The sequence below is a fragment of the Roseovarius sp. B-10 genome (assembly GCF_056859295.1).
Map to the genome: position 1 here is coordinate 218,258 of NZ_JBSXOE010000040.1, position 18,374 is coordinate 236,631.

17 protein-coding genes and 1 tRNA gene are annotated in these 18,374 nt (G+C 63.6%); 16 read left to right on the forward strand and 2 right to left on the reverse strand.

All coding sequences use genetic code 11. The annotated features are described in order from the left end of the window. Positions 1 to 36 precede the first annotated feature (36 nt). The 10 genes from AC13D8_RS17345 to AC13D8_RS17390 all read left to right on the forward strand — a co-directional run bounded on the left by AC13D8_RS17345 (position 37) and on the right by AC13D8_RS17390 (position 8,215). Positions 37 to 1,080 (forward strand): cysteine desulfurase family protein, encoded by a 1,044-nt coding sequence (locus AC13D8_RS17345; RefSeq protein ID WP_482969868.1) that lies wholly within the window; start codon positions 37 to 39, stop codon positions 1,078 to 1,080. A gap of 19 nt (positions 1,081 to 1,099) precedes the next feature. Then, a complete protein-coding gene (sufB, locus tag AC13D8_RS17350; RefSeq protein WP_482969869.1) occupies positions 1,100 to 2,623 on the forward strand; it encodes a Fe-S cluster assembly protein SufB in 1,524 nt (507 codons plus the stop codon). A gap of 15 nt (positions 2,624 to 2,638) precedes the next feature. Next, on the forward strand, positions 2,639 to 3,241 hold the full coding sequence (locus AC13D8_RS17355) for a hypothetical protein (protein ID WP_482969870.1): 603 nt from the start codon (positions 2,639 to 2,641) through the stop codon (positions 3,239 to 3,241). Between the two features lie 29 nt (positions 3,242 to 3,270). Next, complete coding sequence (sufC, locus tag AC13D8_RS17360; RefSeq protein WP_129433193.1) at positions 3,271 to 4,026, forward strand: Fe-S cluster assembly ATPase SufC; 756 nt, start codon at positions 3,271 to 3,273, stop codon at positions 4,024 to 4,026. Beyond that, positions 4,026 to 5,315, forward strand: coding sequence for a Fe-S cluster assembly protein SufD (sufD, locus tag AC13D8_RS17365; protein WP_482969871.1), 1,290 nt, complete (start codon positions 4,026 to 4,028; stop codon positions 5,313 to 5,315). Before sufC ends, sufD begins: the two co-directional genes overlap by 1 nt. Continuing rightward, positions 5,315 to 5,797 (forward strand): YIP1 family protein, encoded by a 483-nt coding sequence (locus AC13D8_RS17370; protein ID WP_482969872.1) that lies wholly within the window; start codon positions 5,315 to 5,317, stop codon positions 5,795 to 5,797. The genes sufD and AC13D8_RS17370 overlap by 1 nt, the downstream gene beginning before the upstream one ends. Continuing rightward, entirely contained in the window at positions 5,797 to 6,393 is a 597-nt protein-coding gene (locus AC13D8_RS17375; protein ID WP_482969873.1) for a YIP1 family protein, read from the forward strand. The genes AC13D8_RS17370 and AC13D8_RS17375 overlap by 1 nt, the downstream gene beginning before the upstream one ends. A 1-nt stretch (position 6,394) precedes the next feature. After that, positions 6,395 to 7,615, forward strand: coding sequence for a cysteine desulfurase (locus AC13D8_RS17380; RefSeq protein ID WP_482969874.1), 1,221 nt, complete (start codon positions 6,395 to 6,397; stop codon positions 7,613 to 7,615). 48 nt (positions 7,616 to 7,663) lie between these two features. Continuing rightward, positions 7,664 to 7,740, forward strand: a tRNA-Arg gene (locus AC13D8_RS17385). 184 nt (positions 7,741 to 7,924) lie between these two features. Continuing rightward, positions 7,925 to 8,215, forward strand: a complete 291-nt coding sequence (locus AC13D8_RS17390; protein WP_482969875.1) for a hypothetical protein — start codon at positions 7,925 to 7,927, stop codon at positions 8,213 to 8,215. A 37-nt stretch (positions 8,216 to 8,252) separates the two neighbouring features. On the opposite strand, the gene AC13D8_RS17395 is transcribed toward AC13D8_RS17390, so the two are convergent. After that, positions 8,253 to 8,756 (reverse strand): transposase family protein, encoded by a 504-nt coding sequence (locus tag AC13D8_RS17395; RefSeq protein ID WP_482969876.1) that lies wholly within the window; start codon positions 8,754 to 8,756, stop codon positions 8,253 to 8,255. Between the two features lie 447 nt (positions 8,757 to 9,203). On the opposite strand from AC13D8_RS17395, the gene AC13D8_RS17400 reads away from it, so the two are divergent. The 6 genes from AC13D8_RS17400 to AC13D8_RS17425 all read left to right on the forward strand — a co-directional run bounded on the left by AC13D8_RS17400 (position 9,204) and on the right by AC13D8_RS17425 (position 15,600). Then, a complete protein-coding gene (locus AC13D8_RS17400) occupies positions 9,204 to 9,902 on the forward strand; it encodes a cyclic nucleotide-binding domain-containing protein (RefSeq protein WP_482969898.1) in 699 nt (232 codons plus the stop codon). Continuing rightward, entirely contained in the window at positions 9,899 to 10,165 is a 267-nt protein-coding gene (locus AC13D8_RS17405; RefSeq protein ID WP_482969877.1) for a hypothetical protein, read from the forward strand. Before AC13D8_RS17400 ends, AC13D8_RS17405 begins: the two co-directional genes overlap by 4 nt. Continuing rightward, the gene (locus AC13D8_RS17410) at positions 10,162 to 10,542 is read left to right on the forward strand and encodes a DUF3307 domain-containing protein (protein WP_129433217.1); all 381 of its coding nucleotides are present in this window, start codon (positions 10,162 to 10,164) and stop codon (positions 10,540 to 10,542) included. The genes AC13D8_RS17405 and AC13D8_RS17410 overlap by 4 nt, the downstream gene beginning before the upstream one ends. Positions 10,543 to 10,650: 108 nt before the next feature. Beyond that, positions 10,651 to 12,075, forward strand: coding sequence for a TolC family protein (locus tag AC13D8_RS17415; protein ID WP_482969878.1), 1,425 nt, complete (start codon positions 10,651 to 10,653; stop codon positions 12,073 to 12,075). Next, the gene (locus AC13D8_RS17420; RefSeq protein ID WP_482969879.1) at positions 12,072 to 14,270 is read left to right on the forward strand and encodes a type I secretion system permease/ATPase; all 2,199 of its coding nucleotides are present in this window, start codon (positions 12,072 to 12,074) and stop codon (positions 14,268 to 14,270) included. The genes AC13D8_RS17415 and AC13D8_RS17420 overlap by 4 nt, the downstream gene beginning before the upstream one ends. 4 nt (positions 14,271 to 14,274) lie before the next feature. Beyond that, the gene (locus AC13D8_RS17425) at positions 14,275 to 15,600 is read left to right on the forward strand and encodes an HlyD family type I secretion periplasmic adaptor subunit (protein WP_482969880.1); all 1,326 of its coding nucleotides are present in this window, start codon (positions 14,275 to 14,277) and stop codon (positions 15,598 to 15,600) included. Between the two features lie 27 nt (positions 15,601 to 15,627). On the opposite strand, the gene AC13D8_RS17430 is transcribed toward AC13D8_RS17425, so the two are convergent. Continuing rightward, positions 15,628 to 17,904 (reverse strand): CHASE2 domain-containing protein, encoded by a 2,277-nt coding sequence (locus AC13D8_RS17430; RefSeq protein ID WP_482969881.1) that lies wholly within the window; start codon positions 17,902 to 17,904, stop codon positions 15,628 to 15,630. Positions 17,905 to 18,374 lie beyond the last annotated feature (470 nt).

The following is an 18,374-nucleotide window of genomic DNA, read 5'->3' on the forward strand; positions in this document are numbered from 1 at the left end:
CAGGCCCGTCGGTCGTGGCCGCCGGACGGGGGAAGAATGACGCGCGTCTATCTCGATTATAACGCGACCGCGCCGATGCGCCCCGAGGCGCGCGAGGCGATGATCGCTGCAATGGACGTGGTGGGTAACCCGTCCTCGGTCCATGCGGAGGGGCGCGCCGCCAAGGCGCTGGTCGAGCAGGCGCGTGCGCAGGTCGCCGCCGCGCTCGGGGCCGATGGGGCAGAGGTGATATTCACCTCCGGTGCGACCGAAGCAGCGGCGCTTGCGTGCGCGGGCCGGCACCTGTCGGGCGCGGCGGTGGAGCACGACGCGGTGCGCGCCTGGATCACCGCAGATCTGCCGGTGGATGCGGGTGGTCGCGTGACGGTGAGCGACCCCGCCCGCTCGGTTCTGCAACTGGCCAATTCCGAGACTGGCGTGATCCAGACCCTGCCCGAGGGGCTGGCCGTGAGCGACATGACGCAGGCATTCGGCAAGCTGCCGGTGGCGTTTAACTGGTCGGGCGTGGACATGGCGCTCGTTTCCGCGCACAAGCTGGGCGGACCCAAGGGCGTGGGCGCGCTGGTGGTGCGGTCGGGCTGCGAGGTGGCCGCGCAACTTCGCGGTGGCGGGCAGGAGATGGGCCGCCGTGCGGGCACTGAGAACGTCGCTGGCATCGCCGGATTCGGGGCAGCGGCAGAGGCCGCTGCGCGTGATCTGGCCGACGGGGTCTGGTCCGAGGTCGAAAAACTTAGAAACATTCTAGAATCAACTATTGCAGAGATTTCAAAGGAGACTATTTTCGTGGGGAAAGACGGGCCTCGCCTGCCCAACACAAGCTGCCTGCTGACGCCGGGCTGGAAGGGTGAGACGCAGGTGATGGCGCTTGATCTCGCGGGGTTCGCCGTATCGTCGGGCAGTGCCTGTTCGAGCGGCAAGGTCCGGGCAAGTGGCGCCTTGCAGGCGATGGGCGTTGATGCAGCGGCGGCAAACTCGGCGCTGCGCGTGTCTCTCGGGCCGGAGACGACGACGGACGATATCATGCGTCTTGCCGAGGTCTGGGCGAGGCTGTGGAACAGACATCGGGCCCGCTTGGCCTGAACGACAGGAGAAAACGGCAATGGCGGCTTTGGACGACAGACAGGTCAAGGACGGCGTCGATCGGGAGACGGTCGATACCGTGCGGCAGGTCGGCGGGGCCTATAAGTATGGCTGGGACACCGATATCGAGATGGACTATGCCCCGATGGGTCTCAATGAGGACATCGTGCGCCTGATCTCGTCCAAGAATGAAGAGCCGGAATGGATGACCGAATGGCGGCTCGCCGCCTATCGCCGCTGGCTGGAGAAGAAAGAGCCCACCTGGGCGATGGTCGATTATCCCAAGATCGACTTTCAAAAGCAGTATTACTACGCGCGACCCAAATCTATGGAGGTCAAGCCCAAGTCGCTGGACGACGTCGACCCCAAGCTGCTGGCGACCTACGAAAAGCTGGGCATCCCGCTCAAGGAACAGATGATCCTCGCCGGTGTCGAGGGTGCCGATGAGGCCCCCGCAGAGGCGCGCAAGGTGGCCGTGGATGCGGTCTTTGACAGTGTGAGCGTCGGCACGACATTCCAAGCGGAATTGAAAAGGGCTGGTGTGATCTTCTGCTCGATTTCCGAGGCGATCAAGGAGCATCCCGAACTGGTGAAGAAGTACCTCGGCTCGGTCGTGCCGGTCTCGGACAACTTCTACGCCACGCTGAACAGCGCGGTGTTCTCCGATGGGTCGTTCGTCTACGTACCGCCGGGTGTGCGCTGCCCGATGGAACTGAGCACCTATTTCCGCATCAATGCCGAGAATACGGGCCAGTTCGAGCGCACGCTCATCATCGCCGACAAGGGTTCTTTCGTGAGCTATCTCGAAGGCTGCACGGCGCCGCAGCGCGACGAGAGCCAGCTTCACGCGGCGGTTGTCGAGATCGTCGCCGAGGAAGATGCCGAAGTGAAGTATTCCACGGTGCAGAACTGGTATCCGGGCGACGAGAACGGCAAGGGCGGCATCTACAACTTCGTCACCAAGCGTGCCGATTGCCGTGGTGACCGTTCCAAGGTGATGTGGACGCAGGTCGAGACCGGCTCGGCGGTGACGTGGAAATATCCCTCCTGCATCCTGCGTGGCAACGACAGCCAGGGCGAGTTCTACTCCATCGCCATCGCCAACAACTGGCAACAGGCCGATACCGGCACCAAGATGATCCACCTGGGCAAGAACACGCGTTCGCGAATCGTCTCCAAGGGGATCAGCGCGGGCCATGCCCAGAACACCTATCGCGGGCTGGTGTCGATGCACCCCAAGGCAAAGAACAGCCGCAATTACACCCAGTGCGACAGCCTGCTCATCGGCGATACCTGCGGGGCGCACACGGTGCCGTATATCGAGGTCAAGAACAACTCGAGCCGCGTCGAACACGAGGCCACGACATCCAAGGTGGATGACGACCAGCTCTTCTACTGCCGGCAACGCGGCATGGACGAGGAAGAGGCGGTGGCGCTCGTCGTTAACGGATTCTGCCGTGAGGTGCTTCAGGCATTGCCGATGGAATTTGCCATGGAGGCACAGCAGCTGGTGGCGATCTCGCTCGAGGGGTCGGTGGGCTAGCGCCTGCGTGCAGCGATGACGGACACCGAAACCATATCGCGGCCGGACCTGACCCTGCCCGAGGCCGAAGCGGCGCACCTGCGCGCGGCTTACGAGCAGGCTGGAGCCATCCTCGAATACGGCTCGGGTGGCTCGACGGTGATGGCCTCCGAGATGCCGGGTAAACGCGTCTGGTCGGTCGAGAGCGATGCGGCGTGGGCCGGGATGATGCGAGACTGGCTTGCCGCCAACCCGCCCGCGCAGGGCACCGAGGTCGATGTTATCTGGGCCGACATCGGTCCGACCCGCGATTGGGGACACCCGCAGGGCAAGGGTGGTTACCTGCGCTACCCGGGCTATTCGCTGGGACCGTGGGAGCGCGGTGACGTCGCCCCCGACGTGGTGCTGGTGGACGGGCGGTTCCGCACCGGCTGCGCGCTGGTAACTGCACTTCACACGAAGAAGCCGCTGCGGCTTCTGTTCGACGACTACGCGCCGCGCCGCCACTACCACCGGATCGAGACCTATATCGGCGCTCCGCGCCAGATGATCGGGCGGATGGCCGAATTCGAGGTGGTGCCGATGGCGCTGCCGCTGGAGCGTCTGAGCGACGCCATCGGGATGATGCTGCGGCCGTGACGCCGCGAGCGATGTTGAAAGGAAAAATCATGCTGGAAATCAAGAACCTGCACGTCGATCTTGAAGAAGAAGATAAGACCATCCTTAAGGGCGTCGACCTGACCGTTGAGGCCGGCAAGGTCCACGCGATCATGGGGCCGAACGGGTCGGGGAAATCGACCTTGAGCTACGTGCTCTCGGGGCGCGATGGCTACACCGTGACCGAAGGGTCGGCCACGCTCGACGGGCAGGATCTGCTGGACATGGAGACCGAAGAGCGTGCCGCGGCCGGCCTGTTCCTCGCCTTCCAATACCCGGTGGAGATTCCCGGCGTGGGCAATATGACCTTTCTGCGCACCGCCGTGAACGCGCAGCGCAAGGCGCGCGGGCAGGACGAGATCAGCGCCTCAGATTTCCTCAAGCTGGTGCGCGAGAAGGCCAAGGCACTCGAGATAGACGCCGACATGCTCAAGCGTCCGGTCAATGTGGGCTTTTCCGGCGGAGAGAAGAAGCGTAACGAAATCCTTCAGATGGCCGTATTGGAGCCGAAGATGTGCATCCTCGACGAGACCGATTCCGGCCTCGACGTGGATGCGATGAAGCTCGTCGCGAATGGCGTGAATTCTCTCCGCGACGCGGGTCGTGGCTTCCTTGTTATTACCCACTACCAGCGCCTGCTCGATCACATCGTGCCCGATGTCGTGCACATCATGTCGGAGGGCCGCATCATCAAGTCCGGCGGGCCGGAACTCGCACTCGAGGTCGAGAAGAACGGCTATGCCGATCTCAAGGCGGAGGTGGCGTGATGGCGGCAGCACCGCAGGCAAAGACAGACACGACGATGCAGATCGACGCGATGCGCCTGCCCGAGGGGGGCGCATGGATCACGGCGGCCCGCGAGGAGGCGCTGGCGCGCCTGCGCGCGACCGGCCTGCCGCAGCGTCGGGACGAATACTGGAAATTCACCCGTCCCGACAGCCTGACGCTGGCCGAGGCACCGCGCGCGGCGCTGTTCGAGGACGGCGACGAGCCCGAGATGTTTGGTGATATGGACCGGCTGCGCCTTGTCTTCGTGGACGGGGTGTTTGATCCGGAGGCGAGCGACGATCCCGAACTCGCGGGGGTGCGCATCGAGCGGCTGGCAGACTTGGCGGGGCAAGACCTGCACTGGGCGCGCGATCTCTATGGCACGCTCGAGGCGAGTGGGCAAACCCCCGTGCCGCGCCCGCTGGCGGCGCTCAACACCGCGCTGGCCGAGGACGGGGTGCTGATCCATGTCACCGGCAAGGCGTCCAAGCCGATCAACCTCGTCTATCACCACAGGTCAGAGACCTCCGACGCGCTCCTCCACCACGTGATCAAGCTCGACGCGGGCGCCGAGCTGACCGTGCTCGAGAACGGCCCGGCGGCGGCGCGCTTCAACAATGTGATGGAGGTGGACGTGGCCGATGAGGCGCGCTTTCACCACGTGCGCGTGCAGGGGCGCGACCACGAGCGCCGTGCGGCTACCCATGTCTTTGCCCGGCTGGGCCGCGAGAGTGCGTTCAAATCCTTTACCATGACAGCCAACGGCGTGATGACGCGCAATGAATGTGTGATCAATCTTACCGGCGACGACGCCAGCGCCCATGTCGCGGGCGCGGCGATGGGGGACGGCGATTTCCACCAGGACGACACGGTTTTCGTCACCCACGACGCGGAGCGCTGTGAGAGCCGGCAGGTATTCAAGAAGGTGCTGCGCAACGGCGCCACCGGTGTGTTCCAGGGCAAGATCCTCGTCAAGCCCGGTGCGCAGAAGACCGACGGGTACCAGATCAGCCAATCGCTTCTACTCGACGACGATAGCCAGTTCCTGGCCAAGCCAGAGCTTGAGATCTACGCCGATGACGTGGCGTGCTCGCACGGCTCGACCTCTGGCGCGATCGACGAGGACGCGCTCTACTACCTGCGTTCGCGCGGTATCCCCAGGCCGATTGCCACCGACCTGCTGGTGCTCTCGTTCCTTGCCGAGGCGGTGGAGGAGATCGCAGAGGAGAGCCTGCGCGACGAGATTACAACCCGGCTATCGGGCTGGCTGGAGCGGCGGCGCGGCTGATGCCGGTCACGCGTGACATCATCGCCACCTATCGGGGGCCGCGCCGGGTGGTGCGGCGCCTGCTCGAAATGGGGCCCCGCGAGGATCGCGCACTGGTCATGCTGATCGCGGCCTGCGTGTTGGTGTTCGTTGCGCAATGGCCGCGGCTGGCGCGCGAAGCGCATCTGACCGAGCAAGAGCTAAACCCGCTCTTGGGCGGGGCTCTACTGGCCTGGGTGTTCATCGCGCCGCTGCTGCTATATGCGCTGGCGCTGCTCAGTCATGGGGCAGCGCGGCTTATCGGCGGGCACGGCACGGCCTATGGTGCACGATTGGCGCTCTTCTGGGCGTTTCTTGCTGCGAGCCCGCTTATCCTGTTGCACGGGTTGGTCGCCGGGTTTGTCGGGCCTGGGCCGGGGTTGCAGGGCGTCGGACTTATCTGGTGTGGTGTTTTCCTTTGGTTCTGGATATCCGGGCTGCGAGAGGCGGAATGGAGCGGATGATGACAGGCGAGGCGTTCTGGTCGCTGGTGCGGCAGACATTGTTCGAGCCGCGCGAAGCGGCAGGGCGCATCCTGTCTCTGGGGCTGCCCGCACGCGAGGGCTGGCTAGTGCTCGGGCTGATGGCGGTGCTCAACACTCTGGTCTATTCGTTGTCGATCCGCCTGAGCCCGCCGAGCGACCCGGCGATGATGGACATGATGGGTCCGGCCTTTGGGGCGCCGCTCATCTTTGCCGTGACGCTCTTTGCAGCACTGGCGCTAACCGCGCTCGCGTTTACCCACGCCGGGCGCGCGCTGGGAGGGACAGGCAGGATGCGCGAGATGCTGGTGCTGCTGAGTTGGATGCAGGCCTTGCGCCTGCTGCTTCAGGTGGTGCTCGTGGTGCTGGCGATGGTGATGCCCACACTCGCGGGGGTCGTGGTGATCGTGGCGGCGGTCTGGGGCCTTTACATCCTGCTGGCCTTCGTCGCTGAAGCGCACGGATTCGACAGCCTGTGGCGTGCCGCCGGCGTGCTCATCATCGGGTTCGTGGCGCTGGTCTTCGGCCTGAGCCTTCTTTTCAGCCTGGCGGGCGTGCGCGTCGCGGGGGGGATTTGAGATGTATGACGTTGAGAAAATCCGCGCTGATTTCCCGATCCTCTCGCGCGAGGTGAACGGCAAGCCGCTGGTCTATCTCGACAACGGAGCCAGCGCGCAGAAGCCGCAGGCGGTGATCGACGCGGTCACCCGGGCCTATTCCCAAGAATACGCCAACGTTCACCGCGGTTTGCATTACCTCAGCAACCTCGCAACCGAGAAGTACGAAGCCGTGCGCGGCATCGTGGCGCGCTTCCTCGGCGTCGCGGACGAGCGGCAGATCGTGCTCAACTCGGGCACCACCGAGGGCATCAACATGGTCGCCTACGGCTGGGCCATGCCGCGGATGGAGGCGGGCGACGAGATCGTCCTGTCGGTCATGGAGCATCACGCCAATATCGTGCCGTGGCATTTCCTGCGCGAGCGGCAGGGCGTGGCATTGAAGTGGGTGGATGTGGATTCGCGCGGGGCGCTCGATCCGCAAAAGGTGATCGACGCCATCGGGCCGAAAACCAAACTTGTAGCGATCACCCATCTTTCCAACGTTTTGGGAACCGTTGTTGATGTGAAATCCATCTGCGACGCGGCCCGCGCCAAGGGCGTGCCGGTGCTTGTGGATGGCAGCCAGTCGGCGGTTCACATGCCCGTCGATGTGGATGATATGGGCTGCGATTTCTACGCCATCACCGGCCACAAGCTCTATGGACCTTCCGGTTCTGGCGCGATCTTCGTGCGAAATGAGCGCCTCGCCGAGATGCGCCCCTTCATGGGCGGCGGCGATATGATCCGCGAGGTCAGCAAGAACCAAGTGATCTACAACGATCCGCCGATGAAATTCGAGGCCGGCACGCCCGGCATCGTACAGGCCATCGGTTTGGGCGTGGCACTCGAGTACATGATGAGTGTCGGCATGGATGCGATCGCCACCCACGAGGCTGACATCGCCGCCTACGCGATGGAGCGTTTATCCGGGCTCAACTGGCTCGGACTTCAGGGGACGGCGGACGGCAAGGCGGCGATTTTTTCCTTCACGATGAACGGCGCGGCGCATGCGCACGACATCTCGACCATCCTCGACAAGAAGGGCGTCGCTGTGCGCGCGGGCCACCATTGCGCCGGGCCGCTGATGGATCATCTCGGGTTGACCGCCACCTGCCGGGCCTCGTTTGCCATGTACAACACCCGCGCCGAGGTGGATGCGCTGATCGAAGCGCTGGAGCTTGCCCACGAGCTCTTCGGCTGAATTTGCGATTGCGGCATCGGACACGGACGGCTATAGGTTGCCCCGCGTGCACCCATAGCTCAGCTGGATAGAGTGTCGCCCTCCGAAGGCGAAGGTCGTAGGTTCGAATCCTACTGGGTGCGCCATCTCACATTTGTTGCCGAAAATGTCACGTAAAGCCTTGAACAGTAAGGCTAAATTAGATGTTCGAAGTCCCTGATTCCGGCAGTAGGGTAAAGGCTCTACAAAGGCCAGTCTCAGGACTGTTTTCTTCAGGTCTAAGTTGGAATTTATCCTGATTTTCCAAGGGCGTGATAGGAATCGCATTGCGTGTTCGAACGACTCCTCGAAGGTATGACGAGGCTTGCCGCTTTGGGCGAGCTGTTCTTCAGCCAGAACTTTTTCCCGCTCCAGCTTGGCGATACGCTCCTCGTAGGCCGACACCACAGAGCCGTTGCGCGCATTCACGATGCGCTCAAGGCGCTGATCGATCTGCTTTTCCAGTTGCTTGACGTTCGCCTTCAGACCTTTGGAGGCCTCAGACGCCTAAACAAGGCGAATATCCCACGCATCGCGGAACATGGCTTTGACGAGCGCAAACAGGCCCTCTGTGGGCTGTAGGCTTTGCAGCACACCTTCAAACTCACCCTCAAGCACTTCACGCTTGATCGACTCCCGATAGTGCTTCCTTCCATTCCTGCGAAAGGATCACACCATCAAACCGTGGGATTGAACACCTAAGTTGCCGAAGCACCGTGTCATCGCTGACTCCGATGCCCAAACGGTGCAAGAGCCGCTCGGCAGACCGCCCACCTGTCGCATGCCCAAGATTACTGACAATCTCCCCGACACGCGAGGTGCGACGTGCAAATGGAAGTGCAATCGAGGAAACGTGGTCTGAAAACGTCCGGCGCGGGCGAGCGGAAGCCAAACATCGCCAGCGGCAAACCTGGAGTTCCATTGTGACCCCGTCTCCATGTGCGGGAAAATCCTGCAGCCGCGGATGCCGCCATCCGTGACGTCGTCGTGAATGCAAACCACAGTCTGGGCAGAGGCCTTGAGGTGCCAGAATGCCGGATACAAGCCAACCGCCGAAATCACTTCGCTCAACGCTGTGAACCGAAACATCGCTCCCGGGCGACCAGCGCTTCTTTGAACTCACGACTATGCCTCCTGAATTTTCCAGTTTCAGGATAGTTGTGCCACACAGATTGAGGCAGAACCCCCGCCGCCAATCCAAGAATATATGGGAACAAATCTCGTGCTGTCACGAAAACGCGCGGGTCGCTCTCAGCCCATGCCGTTGCGCGGGGAGCTGTTGGCGCGAGGACCGGCAACTCCGCATTCGAATGGTAGAGGCCGCGTGAGCGCGACCGGAACCGGGCTGCTGGGGCAGCGCGTTGACCGGAGCGCTTATCATGCGGGTCGGGCGAGTTCCCGTGGCCTCCGCAAACTCTTCGCTCCAGCATGCTGACCGGCGGGCTCCAGACCGGTACTCGTCACATCTCCCAAACAACTTGTCACAATAGCGGCCCTGTGGCATTCAGAGTTCGCAGCCTCGTTCACCCGGTTGCGCGAAAGCATCGTCTTGGGGAGAACGCGGGTGACGATGTTTTTCACTACAAGCGTGTATGACTGGGCCGGATATGCTGGCGTCTCCGTATATCTCGGTGCGTATATTTGTCTGCAGCTCGGTCTGATACGTGGCAGCGGCTATCGCTACGCGTTGCTCAACATGATTGCGGCGATTTTCGTGCTGATCAGCCTGTCGGCGGAGTTCAACCTGGCCTCTGCGATCATTCAGGGTTGCTGGGTGGTGATCAGCGTCGTGGGCATCACGCGGGTTTTTCTGATACACCATCGTCTGCGGTTCAACGACGAGGAAGCGCAGCTCGTCAAACGGGGGTTGGCGCGGATGCCGAAACCGATGTCGCGGCGGCTGCTCAATGCCGGCGTGTGGCGCGATGCGCAGCCCGGGGTGGACTTGACGACCGAGGGCGAAGCGGTCTCGCATCTTCACTTTTTGAGTGACGGTTTGGCCGGCGTGTATTTCAATGAGGGCAAGATCGCCGAGATTCGCGAGGGATTTATCGGCGAGATGAATGTGATGGAACCAGGCCGCGCCTCGGCAACTGTCAGGATCGAGGCTCCTTCGCGCGTCTTCTCCATCTCCGGAGATATCCTGCGCCGCATGATCCGCTCGGACGAGGAATTCCGTGCCTCACTCGATCAGCATCTCAATGCCGCGATCAAGAGCAAGTTGATAGAGGCCAACACGAAGATGACGCGAAAACCCGCTGCGGAATGAACGTCGGATTTGGCTGGCTCCCCCCCCCGCGCGTCCTGCGCACCGAGGCACCCGTGGCCGTGATCGCAAGCTATGCAGGTCTTTCACCTACCATCGACGTGATTGCGGAAACCGAAGCGGTCGTGTATCGCGCAAGCGAAACCCGGATGCGCGAGATCGTGAACAAGGCCCCCGACCTCGCCACGACCCTGCATCGGTTCGTCGCTGCGAGACCGGTCGAGAGGCTCGATCGCGCCAACAAGCTTCTGGAAGACCAGACATGACACCTGCCACGCTCCTGATCCTGATGCTGCTTTTCCAGGTCAAGCACCTGCTTGCGGATTTTATCTGGCAGACGGGCTGGATGGTGCGCAACAAGGGCACTTACGGGCATCTGGGCGGTATTGCCCATGCCGGGCTGCACGGCCTGCTGACGGTGCCGGTGCTGATCTGGACGCCGATGACTGTCCTTACGGTGGTTGGTCTCGCGGCGGTCGAGTTTGTTCTCCACTATCACATAGACTGGACCAAGGACCGGCTATTGAGGTGGTCGGGCTGGAGCCCGCAGGAAAAGGGCTACTGGGGCCTCACTGGACTCGATCAGTTCGCCCACCAGGTGACTTACGTGGCAATCGTTTGGCTGGCGTTGGGTATTGTGTGATAATTGCACCCAGTTTCCATTTCTTCCGGGTAGCCAACCTGTGTTTTGATTGACTTTGAACTACACTTTCTGAATCTGTTTGTATTAACTTTTCTTGGGGAATTATTAATGGCGCTGACAAAATTGGCTTGCCGGTTCCGACCGACGACGAAAGGTTTGACATCAGCGATTGCCACGTCGTTCGGGCTGCTTGTCGGCCTGGCGCTCCCCGCGACTGCGGAGAGCCTGCGTGAGGCGGTCCGCGCCGCGGTCACGACCAACCCCACTGGACGTGCCGCGAATGCCGATGTGAAGGCGTCGGCGCTGGAACTGCTGCAGTTGCGCGGCGAGTATCAGCCGCGGCTGTTGCTTTACGGCGAGGCTGGTGCAGAACAATACGACGATCTCGACCGGCTTGGCCCCATCGATAACCGTGACACCAAATTCAATCGCGAAATCGGCCTCACGGCTGAGCTGACAGTGTTCGACGGCTACCGCCGCGCCAACCTTGTCTACCGTAACGCCTCGCGGCTGGACGAGGCGATTTTCGGCCTGCTCGATGCGTCCGAGACGATGGCACTCAACGCTGTGGAGGCCTATATCGACGTGGTCAGGCACGCCCGTCTTCTGGATGTGGCAACTCGCAACATCGCGCGCCACCAGGAAATTGCGCGGCAGGTCGATGATCTGGTCGACGGTGACAAGCTACCGGTCAGTGCCCGGTTCGAAGTTCAGGAACGTCTGCTGGCGGCCCAGCTGTCACGGCTCGACGTGGAACGCGCGGTGGCCGATGCGCGTGCGCGTTACCGCGCGGTGATCGGTCACGATCCTCACGGCACACAGCCCGTGCCGGCCGTCGCGAATTTGCCGATGACCAAGAGCGAGATGGTTTTGCGCAGCCTGCGCAACAGTTTTCGATTGATGGAGTCCGGCCAGAATATAGCGCAGGCCCGCTTCCAGAACGGTATCACCACCGCCGACGAGAAGCCACAGGTCACGCTTCAGGCTGGTGTGCGCACGGGGCGAAACATCGCGGGTACATCCGGATCTGAATCGGATGCCTTCGTAGGCGTGCGGCTAGATTGGGAACTCTTCGCCGGGGGCCGTGACGCGCGCCGCCGTGCTCTGCAGCAGCGCACGTTGCAGGCCGAGGCCGAGCGCCAGAAGGTGGTGCGCGAGGTTCGCGAGATGGCCGAGAGAAGCTGGAACGCCTACCATACGAGCATCGAACGTACCGTGCTTCTGGACAGGCGTGTTTCGGCTGCGCGCAACACCTCGGAACAATACCGGGATCAATTCCGCGCCGGTACCCGCAGCCTGCTCGACGTGCTGGATGCGGAACGGACATTCTTCAATGTGGCGTTCGAGAATGTGAGCGCGGAGGCGGGTTTCACCTTCAACCAGTACCGGATGCTCGCGTCGCAAAGCCGCCTGGCCATGCATTTTGGTGTCGAACCGGCAGATGTTCCGCTTGAACCTGACTTTACTGCCCGCGCGCAAAATGCCCCGCGGGCCGCGGCGATCTTTAAGACAGAGATCAGGTCCCTGAAATGACACCAGCTGTCGGGTCGGCCTCCGCCGGGGCACCCGAGCGGCACACCGGAGAGGATGGAGCGGACTCCGACAGTGACACGATACCGGGATTGGAAACCGCCGCATGGCTGGCTCGCCATCATGGCCGACCCTGGAGTCCGGAGGCGGTGCGTGCCCGCATGCCCGCCGGGTTCGACGGGCGTGATCCCGAAACCCTTGCACGGGCCTTGGCCGCGGTCGGTCTGAAATCGCGGCTCGTGCTTCGCAAGCTTCGTCAGATCGACCCGGCGGTGTTGCCCTGTGTTCTGTTCGACCGCGCTGGCGGTCCTCTCATCCTTTTGGGTTTTTCGCCCGACCGGCGCAACGCGCGCGTTCTTGAACCGGGTCGCGACGCCCCCGACCGCGAAGTCCCACTGCGACAGCTTGCCCGGCGTGTTCAGCGCGAGATCATGCTCGCCTCCGTGCGCGACGATCTAGTCGACCGGCGGCTCGAAGCCAAGGTGCAGGACCGGCCTCGGCACTGGTTTTGGGGGCCTATGCGCGAGAACCGCTCCGGCTGGTTTCAGGTCGTCATCGCGGCGTTACTGATAAACATGCTGGGGCTCGCGCTGCCGATATTCGTGATGAACGTCTACGACAAGGTTATCCCCAACCTCGCCTACGTAACCCTGTGGACGCTGGCGATCGGGGTGGCGCTGGCCATCGGGCTGGATCTGGCCCTGCGCAGCCTAAGGACCGGGGTGCTGGAAACCGTCGGTCGACGGCTGGATACCGGCATTGCCGCCACGCTCTTTTCGCACGCGCTCAGCCTGCGGGTGGCCGACCGGCCCGGCGGTGCGGCCGGGCTGGCGAGCCATATCCGCGACTTCGAGGCGGTGCGCGAATTCTTTGGCTCCGCCAGTTTCGTGTCGCTGATCGACCTGCTGTTCATCGGCCTCTTCATCTTCGTTCTCTACGTCCTTGTGGGGCCGCTGGCGATCGTGCCTCTGGTGGCGGTGCCGATCGTGCTGGTTCTCGCCATCGTCGCGCAACTTCCGATGGGGCGCGCGGCGGGTGCCGCACAGGCATTGGCCGGTCGTCGACAGGCGGTGCTGGTGGAATCGCTCATGGGGCTGGAAACCATCAAAACCCTCAACGCCGAACCGGTCATGCAGCGCGAATGGGATCGCGCTAGCGCCGCAACTGCGCGGATCAGCGGGCGCAGCCGCTTCTGGTCGAGCTTCGCCGCATCTGGCACCCAGATGATCCAGCAGGGTGTCAGCGTGGCGATCATCGTTTGGGGCGTTTATCTCGTGGCCGAGGGCCGGATAACCATCGGCGCGCTCATTGCGGCGAACATCCTCGCTGGCCGCGCGCTTGCCCCGCTGGGGACCATCGCCCAGACGATATTCCGCGCGCATTACGCGCTCAGAGCGATGAGCGCCCTGTCACAATTCATGAAGGTCGCGCCCGAACGCAGCCCTGCCGTCAGCAGCAGCGCCCGAGTGACCAATGGCGCCGCCACCCTCACGGAGGTCACCTACCGTTATCCCGGTGCCGGCATGGATGCGCTGCAATCCGTCACGCTGGACATCGCGCCGGGGGAGTGCGTCGCGCTTCTGGGCCGCGTCGGGTCGGGCAAGAGCACGCTGGGTAAGCTGCTCTGCGGATTGCTGACCCCCGACAGCGGCACGCTCCTGATCGATGGGCGCGGGGCGGGGCAGTACGACCCGGCCGAACTGCGCGCCGGAGTGGGTTACATGCCGCAGGAACCCGAGCTTTTCACCGGCACCCTGCGCGAGAACCTGGTGATCGGCAGACCCCACGCCACCGAGGACGAGATAGAGGCAGCGCTGCACCTGGCCGCGATGGATCGCTTCGTCAAGGATGATCCCGAGGGGCTTGACCGCTTCATCGGTGAAAGAGGCGCGCAGCTTTCCGGCGGGCAGCGGCAGGGGCTTGCCCTGGCGCGGCTGCTGCTGCGGCGGCCCAAGTTGCTGTTCCTTGACGAGCCCACGAACGCGATGGACCGTGACATGGAGGCCGAGGTGGTGGCGCGCCTGCGCGAGTTGAACGCCGGAGGCACGGCTCTGGTCGTGTGCACCCACCGTCCGGCGCTTGCGGATCTGGCAAGCCGCTGGCTCGTGATCGACCGTGGTCGCAAGATCCTCGACGGGACTCGGGATACGGTGGTGGCGCAACTAAAGCAGGCTGCGGCCCGCCGCGCGGCGGAGTGACCGGATGTTCGGACCGAGGACGGAAGAGGATTTCGTGAACGACGCCACCGCCGGTCGCCCGCGCGGTCGCGGACAAGGGCCGTGGCTCTTGCTTTTGCTGATTGCCGGCGGCATCGCCGCCTTTCTCGTGTGGGCCTCGTTCTACGAGATCGAAGAGGTAACGCGCGGCACCGGGCGCGTGGTGCCGACCCGCCAGCTTCAGGTCGTCCAGAGCCTCGAGGGGGGCATCGTCTCGGCGATCGAGGTTCGCGAAGGCGATCTTGTTCAGGAGGGGGATGTGCTGATGCGCATCGACGACACATCCGCCGGTGCCGAACGCGGTGAGCTGCGCGAACGCGAGGCGGCGCTTCTGGCCGAGGCCGCGCGCACAGGCGCCGAGGCGCAGGGCGGCGAGACCCTTGCCTTTCCCGATGGGCTGGCCGAGCGCGCGCCAGGTGCTGTCTCGGCCGAACGCGAGGTGTTCTTGTCCCGCCGTGCGCAGCTGGAGAGCGAGCTGTCGGTGCTTCGCGACAAGCTCGCGCAGCGCCGGTCCGGCTTGCGCGAATTGCAGGCAGCCGTGGTTAAGCTGGAGGCGCAGATCGCGCCGCTGACCGAGGAGATTGACCTGACCAGCGGCCTCGTGGACAGCGGCGCAGTCCCCCGGATCGAGCTCTTGCGCCTGCGAAGCCGCATGGCCGAACTGGAAGGCGAGCTTGCCGTGTCTCGCGCCCGCCTGCCCGGCATTCGCGCCGCCATCAACGAGGCCGAAAGCCAGATCCGTTCGGCGCGCACCGGCTACGTGCTGACGGCGCGCGAACGGCTGGCCAGGATCAACGGCGACCTTGCGGTACTGCGCGAGGCGCTGCGCGCCGCGACCGAAAAGGTATCGCGCACCAGCCTGCGGGCACCGGTCAATGGCACGGTCAACACCGTCCACGTCACCACCATTGGCGCGGTCGTGCAGCCCGGCGGCCCCCTGATAGAAATCGTCCCCCGCGATGACCAATTGCTGATCGAGGCTCGTATTCGCCCCCGCGACGTGGCCTTCATCCGTCCCGGCGATTCCGCCTCGGTCAAGATCACTGCCTATGATTATCTAGTCTACGGCGCGCTCGACGGCACCGTGCAGCGCATCGGTGCCGACACCGTCGAGGACGGCGAGGGAACCGAGTTCTTCCGCGTCATGGTCCGCACCTGGCGGAGCGACCTCGAGGCGGACGATGGCACGACCCTGCCGATCAGCCCCGGCATGGTGGCGCAGGTCGATATCCTGACCGGCCGCAAGACCGTGCTGGACTACCTGGCGCGCCCACTGATGCGCGCCCGGTCAGAGGCCCTGCGCGAACGTTGATCGCCCGGCGCTTGCGCCTCGGTGCGCTTACTTGTCGGTGGCCACATGCACCCCGTTCCAGCCCTCGCCCGGCGGGGCCGCGCGCAGCGTTTCTAGGCGCTTACGATACAGCATGGCGTAACCCGAAAGTTCCAGGTCCAGCGGCTTACCCGCCGCCTCCAGACGGTCCAGCGCGGCCTCTGCGACGTTCCATTCCTGCGCTGAATAGGCTGCGCGCATCTCGGCGTTGGTTGCCTCCAACTCGGCAAACTCGGACCTCCCGAGCATCACCTCGTCCCCCAGGAGGCCGAAGATCCGCTCTGGTTCCATCTTGCCCTTCACCCGCAGCAGGTCGAGTTCGATCATCGCGAACCGGCCTTCGACCGCCCGTGCCGTCGCCGACCCGAGGATGATTCCCAGCCCGTAGGCCTTGGATTGTCCCTCGAGCCGCGAGGCAAGGTTTACCGCGTCGCCCAGTGCGGTGTAGTCGAACCGTGTGTCGCTGCCCATGTTGCCGACCACGCAATCCCCCGTATTGAGGCCAATGCCCACGTTGATGGGCAACACCTTGTCGTTCGCCTCGGCCGCCGTGCGCGCGCGTTCGGCATTGAGTGTCGCCACGTCCGCGTGCATCGCCAGCGCGGCACGGCAGGCGGCGGCGGCATGGTCCGGCGCGTCCAGCGGCGCGTTCCAGAACGCCATAACGGCATCGCCCATGAACTTGTCGATCGTTCCGCCCTCGCGCAGGATGGCCCGCGACAGCACGGTGAGAAAGCTGTTCATCAGCGCCGTAAGCCCTGGTGGATCGTCCCGGTATCCCTCGGCCAGCGTGGTGAAGCCACGCACATCTGAGAACAGCACCGTAAGTTCGCGCCGCTCGCCGCCAAGGGTCAGTGCCTCGGGGTTTTCCTGCAGTCTGGCGACCAGATCGGGCGAGACGTACTGCCCAAAGGCGCCGCGGATCTGCTGCTTCTGGCGTTCCTCGCGGAGATAGTTGGCGCTCGACATCAGCATCAGTGTCAGCACTGTGCCCAGAACCGGCCATGTTGGGTCCAGCAAGATCCGCATCTCCTGGAACAGGTAGTAGGATAGCCCCGAATACCCGCCCAGAAGTACCACCGCCAGCGCGATGATCAGGCGCGCACCGATCACCGGCACCAGTATGATCACCAATGCCGACAGGACCAAAACCGTCATCAGCTCCACCGCCACGGCATAGTTGGGCCGGTTCAGCAAAGTGTCGGTCAGGATATTTTCCAGAAGCTGCGCGTGGATTTCCACCCCCGCCATCGGCACGCCCAGGGGCGTGGGCCGGAAATCCTCCAGTCCGATGGCCGAGGTGCCCACCAGTACCAGTTGACCGGCCAGCCGCCCCGGCGCCACCCGGTCGGCCAGAACGTCACCGGCCGAAACGTAACGCCCTGGCAGGCTCGGCGTGAGATAGGTCCATACGCTGCCATCCGGACCGGTACGGATCATCTTGCCGCCCAGCACGACGCCGTCGATCCCCGCCTCGTTGCTGCGCAGGGCGAACGCGTTACCCCCCGTTGCCACCCGCAACAGTTCCGGTGACAGGCCCAGTCGGAGAGTGTCCTGCACCAGCATCACCATAGGCACACGCCGATAGATGCCATCGGGGTCGGGCCGCACGCTGAATACCCCGCGCCCCGCCGCCGCTTCTTCAAGGATGTCGAGATTACGCACCACGTCCGGAAACCTTGGCAGAAAGGGTGTCGGATCGGCACCCATGATCGCGTGCGGTACCGCGCGCATCGCGACCTTGTCCGTGCGGTTCGAGCGGGCGCTGCGCACGCTGGTCTGGCCAAGAACCACCCGCGTCTGCCGCATCGCGTGGGCCAGCAGCGCGTCATTGTCCGGCAAGGTCCGAAGCCGCGCCCGCACCTCTTCTGGCAGCGCCGGATTATCGCGCGCCACCTCGTCAGGCGACAAACGGTCCGGCTCGGCAAAGACGATATCGAACGCAATCGCCACCGCGCCAGCGGCCGCGGTCTTGCTCACCATCTCGGCTACCCGGTTGCGGGGCCACGGCCATTGTCCGAATTCCTCGATACTGGGATCGTCGATGTCGAGGATCGTTACCGGCACCGGACTGGGTTCGCGCGGCTTGACCTGCTGATAGAAATCGAACGCCGCATTGCGCAAACCCGATACTGTCGGCGGATCCGCGACCCGCAGCACCAGGATCACCGCCAGAAGAGCCACCCCGGCGAGGCGCCCCGGTCCGATCCGGCGCAGCATGGCGCCCAGCATCGCCTCTCCCCTTCCCATCCCCTGTGCCGCGCCGGGTGGGCGCTGCTTCGCCATGTACCAAAGACAGCCGTGCTGTTCGCGTCAACCTCCAAATCTCCGCAGAAATCCACATGACGCGAATCGCACAAGTACTCAGCAAAGTTACTCGTATGTTTGGTGCATGCGCCGGCCACGATGTTGCCGATGGTTGATTCGGCCGTTTACGTGCTTTGGCGGGTCTTTGGGTGCCTGCGCACTTGTGCGAATCTGAAACTCATCTATAACTTAAATTAGTTTAATCTTTAAAACAGGTGATTAATGAAAGTCGCGGGCTCGATTGACGGGCCTCAGGAGGGGCCATCCGTTCTCCTTCGGAGTGCCGGCGGCGAGGCTGTCGTGGTGAATGATGCCGCCCTTCTGTTCTCTGCGGACTTCACTCGCGACGGGCCGGACCTTTTGTTGGAAAATCCGGGCGCGCCGACTATCCGGATTATCGATTATTTCGCACACGCTGCCCCCGCCGACCTCACAACTCCCGACGGCGC

Excerpts from the sequence above, each read along its gene's own strand:
- AC13D8_RS17345 (WP_482969868.1), top strand. The coding sequence starts at position 37 with ATGACGCGCGTCTATCTCGATTATAACGCGACCGCGCCGATGCGCCCC.
- AC13D8_RS17405 (WP_482969877.1), top strand. The coding sequence starts at position 9,899 with ATGAACGTCGGATTTGGCTGGCTCCCCCCCCCGCGCGTCCTGCGCACC.
- sufD (WP_482969871.1), top strand. The coding sequence starts at position 4,026 with ATGGCGGCAGCACCGCAGGCAAAGACAGACACGACGATGCAGATCGAC.
- AC13D8_RS17420 (WP_482969879.1), top strand. The coding sequence starts at position 12,072 with ATGACACCAGCTGTCGGGTCGGCCTCCGCCGGGGCACCCGAGCGGCAC.
- AC13D8_RS17400 (WP_482969898.1), top strand. The coding sequence starts at position 9,204 with ATGTTTTTCACTACAAGCGTGTATGACTGGGCCGGATATGCTGGCGTC.
- AC13D8_RS17410 (WP_129433217.1), top strand. The coding sequence starts at position 10,162 with ATGACACCTGCCACGCTCCTGATCCTGATGCTGCTTTTCCAGGTCAAG.
- AC13D8_RS17425 (WP_482969880.1), top strand. The coding sequence starts at position 14,275 with ATGTTCGGACCGAGGACGGAAGAGGATTTCGTGAACGACGCCACCGCC.
- AC13D8_RS17415 (WP_482969878.1), top strand. The coding sequence starts at position 10,651 with ATGGCGCTGACAAAATTGGCTTGCCGGTTCCGACCGACGACGAAAGGT.
- sufC (WP_129433193.1), top strand. The coding sequence starts at position 3,271 with ATGCTGGAAATCAAGAACCTGCACGTCGATCTTGAAGAAGAAGATAAG.
- sufB (WP_482969869.1), top strand. The coding sequence starts at position 1,100 with ATGGCGGCTTTGGACGACAGACAGGTCAAGGACGGCGTCGATCGGGAG.
- AC13D8_RS17430 (WP_482969881.1), bottom strand. The coding sequence starts at position 17,904 with ATGGCGAAGCAGCGCCCACCCGGCGCGGCACAGGGGATGGGAAGGGGA.
- AC13D8_RS17380 (WP_482969874.1), top strand. The coding sequence starts at position 6,395 with ATGTATGACGTTGAGAAAATCCGCGCTGATTTCCCGATCCTCTCGCGC.
- AC13D8_RS17375 (WP_482969873.1), top strand. The coding sequence starts at position 5,797 with ATGACAGGCGAGGCGTTCTGGTCGCTGGTGCGGCAGACATTGTTCGAG.
- AC13D8_RS17355 (WP_482969870.1), top strand. The coding sequence starts at position 2,639 with ATGACGGACACCGAAACCATATCGCGGCCGGACCTGACCCTGCCCGAG.
- AC13D8_RS17370 (WP_482969872.1), top strand. The coding sequence starts at position 5,315 with ATGCCGGTCACGCGTGACATCATCGCCACCTATCGGGGGCCGCGCCGG.